The organism is Methanococcus mangrovi (genome assembly GCF_054506835.1).
Window position 1 is genome coordinate 1,245,938 of sequence record NZ_CP197114.1, and the last position, 12,611, is coordinate 1,258,548.

General features: G+C 33.8%; 12 protein-coding genes. 4 read left to right on the plus strand and 8 right to left on the minus strand.

All coding sequences use genetic code 11. The features are described from left to right. The first annotated feature begins 20 nt into the window (after positions 1–20). The 3 genes from frhB (at position 21) to amrB (ending at position 2,889) form a co-directional block, all read left to right on the plus strand. Positions 21–869 carry a coenzyme F420 hydrogenase subunit beta gene (gene frhB, locus ACS5L2_RS06630; RefSeq protein WP_459201234.1) on the plus strand — a complete coding sequence of 283 codons (849 nt, stop codon included), beginning with the start codon at positions 21–23 and terminating at the stop codon, positions 867–869. 105 nt (positions 870–974) lie between these two features. After that, positions 975–1,982, plus strand: a complete 1,008-nt coding sequence (locus ACS5L2_RS06635) for a TIGR00341 family protein (protein WP_459201235.1) — start codon at positions 975–977, stop codon at positions 1,980–1,982. 52 nt (positions 1,983–2,034) lie between these two features. Then, positions 2,035–2,889, plus strand: a complete 855-nt coding sequence (gene amrB / locus ACS5L2_RS06640) for an AmmeMemoRadiSam system protein B (RefSeq protein ID WP_459201236.1) — start codon at positions 2,035–2,037, stop codon at positions 2,887–2,889. 21 nt (positions 2,890–2,910) lie between these two features. On the opposite strand, the gene ACS5L2_RS06645 is transcribed toward amrB, so the two are convergent. The 5 genes from ACS5L2_RS06645 to ACS5L2_RS06665 form a co-directional block, all read right to left on the minus strand. Next, positions 2,911–3,153 carry an MTH895/ArsE family thioredoxin-like protein gene (locus ACS5L2_RS06645; RefSeq protein WP_459201237.1) on the minus strand — a complete coding sequence of 81 codons (243 nt, stop codon included), beginning with the start codon at positions 3,151–3,153 and terminating at the stop codon, positions 2,911–2,913. A gap of 49 nt (positions 3,154–3,202) precedes the next feature. Further along, positions 3,203–4,351, minus strand: a complete 1,149-nt coding sequence (locus tag ACS5L2_RS06650) for an MFS transporter (RefSeq protein WP_459201238.1) — start codon at positions 4,349–4,351, stop codon at positions 3,203–3,205. A 93-nt stretch (positions 4,352–4,444) separates the two neighbouring features. Next, a complete protein-coding gene (locus ACS5L2_RS06655) occupies positions 4,445–4,615 on the minus strand; it encodes a hypothetical protein (protein ID WP_459201239.1) in 171 nt (56 codons plus the stop codon). 134 nt (positions 4,616–4,749) lie between these two features. Further along, on the minus strand, positions 4,750–5,796 hold the full coding sequence (gene asd, locus ACS5L2_RS06660) for an aspartate-semialdehyde dehydrogenase (protein WP_459201240.1): 1,047 nt from the start codon (positions 5,794–5,796) through the stop codon (positions 4,750–4,752). Positions 5,797–5,872: 76 nt separating this feature from the next. Further along, positions 5,873–7,315: an RtcB family protein gene (locus ACS5L2_RS06665; protein WP_459201241.1), complete on the minus strand. Its 1,443-nt coding sequence runs from the start codon at positions 7,313–7,315 to the stop codon at positions 5,873–5,875. 138 nt (positions 7,316–7,453) lie between these two features. Here ACS5L2_RS06665 and ACS5L2_RS06670 point away from each other — a divergent pair, with 138 nt between their 5' ends. After that, entirely contained in the window at positions 7,454–7,870 is a 417-nt protein-coding gene (locus ACS5L2_RS06670; RefSeq protein ID WP_459201242.1) for a DUF371 domain-containing protein, read from the plus strand. Between the two features lie 5 nt (positions 7,871–7,875). Here ACS5L2_RS06670 and aroD read toward each other — a convergent pair whose 3' ends face one another. The 3 genes from aroD to ACS5L2_RS06685 form a co-directional block, all read right to left on the minus strand. Further along, positions 7,876–8,529, minus strand: a complete 654-nt coding sequence (gene aroD, locus ACS5L2_RS06675; protein ID WP_459201243.1) for a type I 3-dehydroquinate dehydratase — start codon at positions 8,527–8,529, stop codon at positions 7,876–7,878. A 9-nt stretch (positions 8,530–8,538) separates the two neighbouring features. After that, complete coding sequence (locus ACS5L2_RS06680) at positions 8,539–10,797, minus strand: DEAD/DEAH box helicase (RefSeq protein WP_459201244.1); 2,259 nt, start codon at positions 10,795–10,797, stop codon at positions 8,539–8,541. A 162-nt stretch (positions 10,798–10,959) separates the two neighbouring features. Then, positions 10,960–12,264, minus strand: coding sequence for a pyridoxal phosphate-dependent aminotransferase (locus ACS5L2_RS06685; protein WP_459201245.1), 1,305 nt, complete (start codon positions 12,262–12,264; stop codon positions 10,960–10,962). Positions 12,265–12,611: the final 347 nt, after the last annotated feature.

Genomic DNA, 12,611 nt, shown 5'->3' on the forward strand with positions numbered 1-12,611 from the left:
AAATAAAAAAAGGTGATTAGATGGATCCCTTTGGAAAATATATAAAAGCAGTTTCCGCAAGAGCTGCAGACAAAGAAATCCTTAAGAAAGCACAAGATGGAGGTATCGTTTCTGCCGCATACATTTACGGTTTAGAAAGCGGACTCCTCGATGGTGTAATTATTGCAGACAAAGAAGACGGATTCGCAGCAGCTCCAAAAGTTGCTACAACAAGAGAAGAAATCTTAAACGCTGCAGGAACTAAATATACAGTATGTCCTAACCTTTCAGTTGTAAAAAGCGCTGTAAGAGAATACGGATGCGACAAAGTAGGATTTGTTGGAACTCCTTGCCAAGTTCGGTCAATCAGAAAAGCTATAAAATACCCTATTGGATACAGACACGTTCCAGACAAAATTGCATTAATTATGGGTATCTTCTGTATGGAAAACTTCCCATACAACGGTATGAAAGCAATTGTTGAAGAACACTGCGGTATCAAAATGGACGATGTTGTAAAAACCGACATTGGAAAAGGTAAATTCTGGGTTTACTCAAAATGGGGCGACGTAAAAACAGTTCCATTAAAAGACACCCACCCATACGAACAAGGTTCATGCCACGTATGTATGGACTATACAGCAGAACTTGCAGATATCTCAACAGGTTCAGTTGGAAGCCCAGACGGATGGAGCACAATCTTTGTTAGAACCGCAAAAGGAGAAGAGTACTTAAACAAAATGGTTGAAGCAGGCGCTATCGAAACAAAAGACATAGACGCTGTAAAACCTGGGCTTGATTTAGTACAAAAACTCGCTCTCTCGAAAAAAGAGAAAAATGGAGAAGAAATAGAACACAGGAAAGAAATTGGACTTCCTGTTCCATACTAACTTCTTTTAAACTTTTTTACTATTTTTAGATAAATTTTCGACAGTTATATTAGATAGTTTTTTCATAAGTAATTTTATTGTTTAACCTGATTTTGAGGGATTTACGTGAACGTGAGACTCATTGAATGTTATGTTCCAAAAAAGATATTTGCGGGATACGAAGAATCGCTTGATAATACTGTTGAAAATATTATCTGGCATAGCGTTTGCGAAGAATCAAATTATACTGTAATCAGGTTACTTACCGAAACAGAACACGTTGAAAAAGTAATCGATGTGCTCTCCTCAAAATACGGTGGATCGAATTTTAGAATTCTTGTAACTGAACCAACAGCAACGATTCCGGAAATTAAAAAAGAAGAAAAAGTGGAAGTTGAAGATAAAACCCCAAAAAGAGTTTCACGACATGAAATAATTGGAAAAATAGGGGATGTATCCAATCTTTCAAAAGAATATTATTCATTATTATTCTTGGCAGCAGTTGTTGCTTCGATTGGAATATGGTTAGATGATGTTGCATTGATAATTGGTTCAATGATAATCGCACCGTTTTTAAGCCCGATGATTTCATTCACATTCTCAATTGCAGTCATGGACATATCTCTTGCAAAAAAATCTTTGAAAAATTTAATATTGGGAATTTTAACTGTACTCGTATTTTCATTTTTTATCGGAACATTCTTACACGTAAGTCCCGACAGCCCCCAAGTCGCATCAAGAATGAATTTAGGCCTGCAAAACATTATAATTGCACTTTCAGCAGGTTTTGTCGGTACCCTTTCAATGTTAATTCCAGAAATCTCGTCAACAGTTGTTGGAGTTATGATTGCAGTTGCCCTGATGCCTCCACTCGTTGCATTTGGATTGATGCTTGGTTCAGGATACTACACGGAATCACTCCCGATATTGATACTTTTTATCGTAAATATAATCTCTGTTAATTTTGCATCAGCGTCATTATTTTATATTTATGGAATAACGCCATATAAATGGTGGGAAATTGAAAAAGCAAGGAAATTGTCAATTTTTAGTATTTTGTTCTGGTTTTCAAATCTCGTAATTCTTGCATGTGTAATCCTGCTGTTTGGAAATGGAAATTTGAAAATAATATAAATCCTTAGAAAAATAAAATAAATTAAGGTAAATAAATTTGAGGATTGAGATTATGAAAAGAAATCCTGTGGTCGCAGGAATGTTTTATCCTGCTGAATATCACGAATTACTTGAAATGATCGAATACTGCTATTTAAATCCAAGAGGTCCTAAAGAACTTCCATCAAAACGTGGAAAATACTCAAAACCACTTGGAATCGTCTCCCCCCATGCAGGATACATTTATTCTGGGCCTGTTGCTGCACACGGCTACAAAAAACTATCTGAAAATATAAGCGGGGAAGTTACTGCGATAATTCTTGGCCCAAACCATACTGGGCTTGGTTCTGGAATTGCCACCATGAAAGGAACGTGGAAAACCCCTTTTGGAGATATAGAAATAGATAACGAATTTGCTGACAGGTTGTGGAAAGAATGTGATATTTTGGATTTAGATGAAAATTCACATTTACGAGAACACTCAATCGAAGTTCAACTCCCCTTTTTAAAGCATCTTGAAGAATTGAACATTGCAAAATTCAAATTTGTTCCAATATGCATGATGATGCAAGATTATGAAACTTCCGTAGACGTGGGATACTTCATTGCAAAAGTTGCTAAGGAAATGAATAGAAAAATTATAATAATTGCATCTACAGACTTTTCACACTATGAATCACAGGAATCAGCTTCAAAAAAAGATGCACTCGTCATAAAAGACATTTTGGAATTAAATGATGAAGAAATATTTACCGATGTTGTAACACACAATATAAGCATGTGCGGATACGGGCCCGTTATTGCAATGGTTAAAGCAATGAAAGATTTGGGTGCAAAAGAATCTAATTTACTTTACTACTCAACGTCTGGAGATGTTACGAAAGATTATTCTGAAGTCGTTGGATACGCTTCAATCTTGATAAAATAATTATAATATATTAAAAATTAGTTAGATTTCTAAGTAATCTTTCAGTTCCTTTTTTAAATCGTTTACAGAAGGAACTGTTCCTTCAAAGATAATATCTTCATCAAATGCAACTGCTGGAGCCATTAAAACCCATTCAGAAATTTCTTTTATATCGGTTATTTTAACAATTTCTGCATCGATTTTCAATTCTTCAACCGCTTTTTTAACATTCTCAGAAGTTTCGTTGCACTTTGAACATCCCATACCAAATACCATTATTTTCATAAAATCGCCCTAAAAATTTAATAATTCGGATTATACTTTTTAATTAAAATTAATTTTGTAGAATTTTTATATGTTTTGGAATTTTTTGGACAAACAATAATGAAATTACACTAAATACTGCCCCCATAACAAATGGGGTCTTCCAGTTTGTCATCCACAAAATCCCGCCAACCACCGGAATTATAACTGCTGAAATATGGTTTATTGCAAATCCAACACCCATCGAAGGCGCAATATCTTCTGAATCTGCAGTTTTTTGAAAGTAGGTATTTATCCCGATTGCAAAGCTGAATACAATGTGGTCGATTATGTAGAGTAAAACTGCGATATTTCTATTTTCGATAAATGCATATCCTAAGAACACGAACGTCAGGGTTACATATTCTATCGTGAGCATTTTTCGCTCCCCTAATTTATTTATTCCTTCTGCAACCTTTGGAGCCGTGAAATAAATCAGCATATTGTTTAACACAAACAAAACTGCAACTTCGGAAACGCTAAATCCATAGTTTTGAACCAGTAAAAATACTGCAAATGCAATAAAGATTTGCCTTCTTGCACCACTTAAAAAGTTTAAAACGTAGTATAACCAATATTTTTTCTTTATAACCATTCCTTTTCTTTGAGGAACTGTTTCTTTAAAGATTGGGTTTTTAAAAAGTGAATAAACCCCAATTGCCATTATAATTATTCCGTAAATTAAATAATTTGTCCACATGGGAAATATTTTAACGCTTACCCATATGAAAAACCCTGCAATGATACTTGCAATTGCACCGTAGCTACTGAATCTTCCAAAAACAACAGGAGCTTCCGATTTATTAAAATGCTGGAGTGTAAGTGATTTATTCGTGGTTTCGAAATAGTGAAATCCTAACGACATTAAAAACGTCGTGATAATCAGACCTTGAACTGTTGGAAATAATCCAGTTATTGCAACACCAAACCCCATTAAAATAGTTGAAAGCGCTGAAAGCCTGTGTTCTTTAATTACTAACAAAACATAAATTACAAGAAACGTTAAAAAACCAGGTATTTCTCGAATAGATTGGATTAAACCCATTTGAAAGCCGTTTATACCGACAACGTCCACTGCAAAATTGTTAAAAAGCGTTCCCCAGACCTGATGAGAAATTGCTGCTGCAATTACCAGAAAAAATAGGTAATTATACATTGGATTTTTCTTGATTTCTATCATCTACACACCGATTTTTATAACTTTTACATTTATTTTCGGTTTTTCATATATAATAGATTATTCGATTTTAAGTTAATTTTTTACCCAAAATATTTATTTTTTCAATTTCCGCCTGCCTTTAAGCCCGGAAATATCTACTTCCATTTTTGTACCGCAAGATTCACAGTTTGGAAGTTCAACCTCTGCAGCTTTACAAATACATACGTCTACCTTGTAAGTCAGTTTTTTGTTACATTTTGGACACTGTAAATTCCACGTGAGCACATTACCACCTTGATAACATTATAATTCAAAACAAGATATATTTATAACTATCAATATATCGATTAATTTTAATATATTTAAAAAATATTTAAATATATGGATTAAACTTTGGAAAATAAAAAGAAATAAGTGTTTTAAAGGTATTTTTGAACGAACAATTCAGCATTTAAAACACTTGCTCCTGCAGCACCCCTAATGGTGTTGTGTTCAAGTGCAGTGTACTTTACATCGAAAATAGGGTCTTTTCTAACTCTTCCAACAACAATTGACATTCCATTTCCAGTATTTCTGTCAAGTCTTGGCTGAGGTCTGTCATTTTCTTCCCTTAAAACGATTGGTTTTGCGTAGCTTGGTAAATTTAAACCTTTTAACGGGTCAAATTCATTCATTACCTTTACAATTTCTTCAGGAGTTGCTTCTTCAGTCGTTTTTACAAATATACTTTCAGTGTGGCCATCAATTACTGGAACTCTGTTACAAGATACTCCAATTTTAAAGTTTCCGTTTTTAAAACCACTTCCTTCCATGCTTCCAAGAATTTTTAATGATTCTGTCTGCATTTTTTCTTCTTCACCACCAATGTATGGCACCATATTGTCTAAAATTGCCATTGAAGGAACTCCATCGTATCCTGCACCACTTACTGCCTGCATTGTGGTGATATTTACCAAATCAAGTCCAAATTTATCTTGAATTGGTTTTAATGAAATTACCGCTGCAATTGTTGAACAGTTTGGATTTGTAATTATCGCACCATCTGAACATCTGTTGCTTTTTTGTACTTCGAGCATTCCAAAATGTTCGTGATTTACTTCTGGAACAATTAATGGAACGTCTGCCTCCATTCTCATTGCTGAAGCGTTTGAAAATACGTATTTTCCTCGTTTAGCAAATTCCGGCTCAAGTGTTTTAGCAAGGTCAGCAGGCAACGCTGAAAAAACAATATCAACATCATCATAAGCCTTGTCGTTTGGGTCGGTTGAAACTACGGTTGCATTTGCAACTTCTTCTGGAATTGGTTCGGTTTGATACCAGTAGCATGCATCTTTGTAAGTTTTTCCTGCGCTCCTTTGTGATGCACCAAGCGCTTCGAGTTCAAATATTGGGTGATTTTCAAGCATTTGAATAAATCTCTGTCCAACATTTCCAGTGGCTCCCAAAATACTTACTTTTATGTTCATTCTTTCACCTTTTTATAAAAATTATCAAAATAATGATTAAGAACGCTGTTTTTAGTAAATATAATTTAAATGGAAATTATCCTTTTACAACTCCCATCGGTTTCATTTTTGCAACTTTCAAAGATATTCCCGAATCGTGGCATATTTCTGCAACATTTTCGATATCTTTGTAAGCTTCGGGACATTCTTCTGCAATAACCCCTTTTGAATCTGCCATTACCAAAATTCCTTTCTTTTGGAGTGCTTCCTGAACTTCATTTCCAGTGTAGAGTTTAAGTGCTTTTACCCTACTAAGAGCCCTTCCAGCACCGTGTGCAGTTGATCCAAACGTTTGCTCCATTGCTTTTTCGGTTCCGTGCATTAGATAAGACGCAGTGCCCATATCACCTGGAATTATTACTGGCTGACCAATATTAGCGTAATCAGCTGGAATCTCAGCATGACCCGGTCCAAATGCCCTTGTAGCACCTTTCCTGTGAACCATGACATTTTTCAATACTCCATCAACCAAATGCTGCTCTTTTTTAGCAATATTATGTGCTACGTCATATATTATATCCATTTCTAAATCTTCCGCACTCTTTTTAAATACGCTTTCAAAACTTTCCCTTATCCAATGCGTGATTAACTGCCTGTTTGCCCATGCGTAGTTTGCACCACAGGACATTGCTTTAAAGTATTTCTGACCTTCTTCTGAATTTATCGGTGCACATGCAAGCTGTCTGTCGGGTAATTTAATGTTATATTTTTTTGCAGCATTTTCCATGTATCTTAAGTAATCTGCACATATCTGGTGTCCAAGTCCTCTTGAACCGGTGTGTATCATCAAAACTACCTGATCTGGGGATACTCCAAACGTTTTTGCAGCTTCTTCGTCAAATATTTCATCAACATACTGAACTTCTAAAAAGTGGTTTCCACTACCTAAAGACCCGAGTTGAGGAAGTCCTCTTTTTTTGGCATTGTCTGAAACAAGGGTTGGATCTGCTTCTTTCATTTTTCCGTGTTCTTCGATATGTTTTATATCTCTTTCCCAACCATATCCTTCTTCAACAGCCCATGAAACTCCTTCTTCAAGTACATTGTCAATTTCATCTTTCGTGATTCTTATTTTTCCCTTGCTTCCAAGTCCTGAAGGAACGTTTTTAAAAATTTCGGATAATAATTCCTTTAATTTTGGAGTAACATCGTTTCTTGTTAAATTTGTTTTTACGAGTCTCACACCACAGTTGATATCAAAACCAACTCCGCCAGGGCTGATTACTCCGGTAACCTCATCAAATGCAGCAACTCCCCCAATACAAAAACCGTATCCGTAGTGGCAGTCAGGCATTGCAAGCGAGTACTTTTGAATACCGGGAAGACATGCAACGTTTGCAATCTGCTCAAATACATCTGGTTCAAGATGTTCAAACAGTACTTCATCTAAATAAACGTTTCCCGGAACTCTCATGCAGTCTTTGTAACTTACTGGAAGCTGGTACGTTTTTTCAGCTATTTTAGTGACCGTAGATTTCATAATTTCACCGATAAAGAAATGATTTTAAAATCGATAATTCGTATTTTATATTTAAATAAAAGAATAATTCTATTTAGTTAAAAACTTTATTACTCCAAAGTATTAATCTTTACCGTTTTCTGTATTTGGGTGAAAATAATGGCTTTTGAATTTACAATTTACGCAAAAGGGCATGAAAATATCAGCGCAAATCACAAAAGTACACTTGAAATTACAAAAGAAAACCATGTGAATTGTACTGGTGACTGCATTGTTGGAATTTCTGCAGATAAATCAATGCTCGATTTTCCAGAAGAATTTAAAGAAAATTTAAGAAATTCGGATAAAATCACTGTTGAAATTGAAGTTGAAGGGTTAAAAGAAGTAATTACTGGACGCGGAAACTCAAAATTAACTTTTGACCATAAAACAGATATTGTAATTAGAACGAGTGACTTTTCATGCAGTAGAACGTTAATGGTAAATTCAGATAAAGCTTCAAAAGATATAAATCGAGATATTGTTAAAAAATTAAAAAACGGAGCAGATTTGAAATTTAAAATAATTGTTGAATAATATTATTATATTAATTTTAAAATTTCTTTTAGTTTTTTAACATCAACCTGGCCTGGAGCTGATGCTTTTCCTTCCATTGATGCAAAAGTGAGTATTGATCCAAAATCCAAACCCAAAATCCTTGTAAGTTTTCCAGATTCGCCCATACCAATTGCAATTATCTTTCCAGAGTATTTGTTCATTAAATTTAATATTTTTAAAGTATCTTCTTTTGAATTAGCAAATGTTGCAAATTTTGCAATGTCTCCGATTGTTAACTCTTTTTCAACTACATCAATTAATTCATTGATTTCGGGAGTTTTTTCAAAATCGTGGTATGAAACGATAATTTTTGTATTTGAATTAATTTCATTTCGATATTTAACTAATTCTAAATTTTTTTCTTCTTTTAGTTCGATATCCACAAATTTCGCATTATTTTTTATCGCATGTTTTAAAAGTTCAATTCTTTCATTATCTGACTTTTTCCAAGCTCCACCTTCCCATTCTGCCCTTATTGTAATTATGGATGGAATTTTTGAAAACTCTTCAATCTCCCCAAATGTTACGTCATTTAATAAATCTACCCTAAATTCAACGATATCTGCGTATTTTAAAGCTTCTTTTGCAGAATTTATTGCATCAGACACATTTTCATCAATTACAGGAATACAAATCATGATTAACACCTATTCTCGATACTTTTTAGTTATAACTTCTTTAATCTTTTTAGCAGTTATCGGCCCAACTCCCTCAACAGACTTTAATTCTTCTTCGGATGCAGTGAATATATTTTCAACCGAATTAAAATTATCTAACAGGTTTTCAGCCATTACTGGCCCGACATCCGGAAGTCCTTCTACCAAAAATTTCTGGCGTTCTTTTAAAGACATCGGCCTTTTTCCATACCTTATGGATATTTCTCTTTTTTCTTTTATCTGCTCTCTTTCTGCAAGCTTTACCAGTATATCTGCAGTATCTTCAATATCTCTTGAAAACATTATCGGTATCTGGTAATCAATCATTATTGAAAACATCATGCCGCGTATCGCGTTTTCGTGAATTCTAACAAATTCATTTCCTTCGATAATCATTAAAGGTCGTTCATATTTTTTTAAATCCATTACCTGATTAAACAGTCTTTTATCAATAATTGAATTTTCAAAATCCTCTGCAGTTTTTCTTTCAACCGCAACCCTATCGCTTAAAATATAATCCCCAATTTCAAGAGTTTTGAATTCAACTTCTGCTTTTTCTGAAAGGTATCTTCCAATATGGCGCTCCCTTGAATCCACAATTATGGTTGCTTTGTTTGTTAACCCATTTTTACTTTTTTTGTCGAGTTTTGTCGGTTTCTTTTCTTCGGATTTAGCAGAAGTTTCAGAACTTACAACTGATCTTAAATCCATGTAGTGATCTTTATTTTCAGTTTTTTCAAATTCTTCCTCGTTTTCTTCATTTAATTCCTTTAATTTTTTATTTAAAGACATCTGCATGTTTTTTAGGATATTTTTCATGTTCTTTTCTTTTGCAAGCCCTGCCTGATAATATCCTTCGTCTCGTGTTTTTTCCGCAATTAAAACGATTACCTGTCCACCTTCGCCCCTTGCAGCACGACCCCTTCTTTGAATCATTCTGATTTCTGAAGGAACTGGTTCATAAAATAAAACGTAATTTACGCTTGAAATATCGATTCCTTCTTCGGAAACACTCGTTGAAACAAGCACATTTACGTCAGACTTAAACCGTTCGATTGCTTTTGCCTGTTCTTTTTGACTCATCCCCTTTCCGTCTTTATTGGATTGTCCAACAAACATTATTGCTTCAATTCCATTTTCAGAAAGTAAATCCACAATTTTTTGAACTGTATCCCGATATTGTGCAAAAATAATTATTTTTTCGTTTTCTTTTAAAATTTCTGTTACAATTTCGAGCATCTTTTCGTATTTTGGGTGCTCTATGTCGAGTTCATTTAAATTTTTGACTACCTGAATAAATCTTGGATCGTTTGTAATTTCCTTTGCAGATTTTGTATTTTGGGTTAAAAGCTTTTGATAGTAATTTAAAAAAGTGCTTCTACCTTGTGTTTCAAGCATTTCGATTGCGTGCTCTAATTTTACTGCTTCAGATGAAATTCGAAGCATTTCATACTTTATATTGTCATCCATTGTCATTATTCTTTTATTTACTCCCAATAACTCAGATTTATTTACATTTATAGTATGAATTACTCTATTTTCTTTTAAATCTCTTAAACGATCCTTTAATGCATTTTTTAAAAGAGTTAGATTTACTTCAAACTCTTCTGGAAGTTCAACACGTTTTGGCCGCATTTTAACTTTTGCGACATATGGTGCAACGTCCGGGTCTTCTTCGGTTTTTATTTCAACGTGTTCGATTCCCAAATTCCCGCAAATTTCAAGGATTCGTTCAATATTTGAACCAGGAGATGCAGTTAATCCTAAAACGTGAGATTTTTTCTTAAATTTGTTTGCGACAAACGTGTAAGAGTGATTTCCGGTTGTATGGTGTGCCTCATCAGCAATTAAAAGTGAAAATTGAGATGGTTTTAACATTTTAGAAATAATATCGTTTTCTGCAACCTGGGGTGTTGCTATAAAGATTTTACCGTCATTCCACATTGCTTCTCGTTTTTTCGGCGAGATTTTACCATTTAAAATAACAATTTTTTCTGAATCGATGTTTAAAAATTGATTCATACTCTTAAAGTGCTGATCGACCAAGGGCCTTGATGGTGCAATAATCAAAACTTTTCCGTCCTGTTTAGATAAAATCCCTGCTATTGTAAGAGCCGCAATTGCGGTTTTACCAAGTCCTGTTCCAATAACACAAAGCGTATTTTGCTTTAGTGCACTTGCCACAACGAGTTGCTGGTAAATTCTGGCTTCAATAGATTCTGGTTTTATCAAAGGATGATTTACATACATTTTTGGGCACCATTATGTAATGCAGTAATTTAAAAATTAGATGGAAAATTCTAAAGTTTATTTAAACTTGCATTTTGTAAAATATATAACTAATTACTTGAAAATCGAAAATTAATTGAAACTAAATCTGATTTTAAAAATAATATGAAAAAAGTGTTTAAATTAGTTGCTGCTGTTAAAGTATTCTTCAACTTTTTCAGCAATTGTTTCGAAAACCCAGTTTCTCTTTTCTTCATCTCTTTCAAGAAGCGTGAATCTCATTCCATTGTGTTCTGAACAGAATGAAGTTAAAGGAACACCGCAAATTCCAGTAGATGCAAGTAAGTAGTATACAAACCTTTTATCTTCAGGAATTCCTTTTGAAATCGATTCGACGTAGTTTTTAAGTCCACTATCCTGAATTTTCAAAGATTGGTTTTTATTTAAGTATTCTTTTTCCAAAACTATGGTGTTGTAAAATGCACCATCTGTTCTGTTTACATTTAAACCATCGATATTTTTCATTTTATCGTATGCGTAATTTGAAGCTTTTTCGTAGTAGCTTTTCCTTTCTTCCAAGTATTTTCCATATCTTTTATCAGACATTATCTTTGGGATTACCTTTTGAGGTAGTGTTGTTGAACATACTTCAATCATCTTGAACTTGCAGATGTTTTCAGTGTATTTCTTGAATAATTCATCACTTTGTGTATTGTAAAACTCTGTCCAACCGCACCTTGAACCGGGCCATGGTAAATCCTTAGAAATTCCCTTTAAAGAAATTCCCGGAACATCGTCTAAAACTTCTGATAAGTAGTTGTGTTTTTTTCCATTGTAAACAAGTTTTGAATATATCTCATCAGCTAAAATGAAAAGGTCGTATTCATTTGCAATGTCTACAACTTCGCTTAATATTTTCTTTGAATAAACTGCACCTGTCGGGTTTCCGGGATTTATCAACAATATCGATGCAATTGATGGATTGTATCTTACTTTATTTCTCAAATCATCGATATCTGGATTCCATCCATCATCCTTATCTAATTCATACATTACAGGCCTGCAGTTTGAGTATAGTCCTTCTGCAGAAGAATGTGTTGAATAAGCTGGTGTTGGGCCGATTACTCTACACTCTTTTCTCATCAACCCGTAAATATTTGTGATAGCATCCCCAAGACCGTTAAAAAACACGATTTCTTCAGGCGTAATCTGTGCTCCGTTTCTGCTATTGTTTAAATCAGTTAAAAACTCCCGAGTTTCCAAAAGACCTCTTGTAGGACAGTACCCGTAAGAACTATCATCCATCGTGGTTTCTGAAACTATTTCTTTTATCCAGAGGGGAAGCTTTTCTCCTTTGGCAATAGGATCACCAATATTTTCCCATACAATTTCTAATCCCGATTTTTTGGCTTCGTTAGCCACCTTAACAATTTCTCTGATTTCATAGGATAATTCCCCTACTCCTGAACTGACTATATCGGTTCTCATTGCTTCCACCTCCACTCATGTTTCGTTTTATTTTTAAATTTTTAAATTTTATTTTTGAAAGCTTTTTAATAGAGTTCTATTATAGCTGTTACCTTTTTTCGATAACGTCTAACTGTTCCCTTTTTATTTTTTAATATATAAAGGTAAGTGTTGACTGATTTTTTAATAGAGCCCTATTATTTATAAACTATATAAATAAAGGTAAACAAAGAATATGAAAATAGCCTATAGAAAATATAATACCCGGATTTTAAAACTAAAAGTTCAGAAATAAAAACCAAAGTAAAATCAACAATATAATATATCAGTTAATTAAGAAATATAAGCAATTATTATCCAAATAGTAT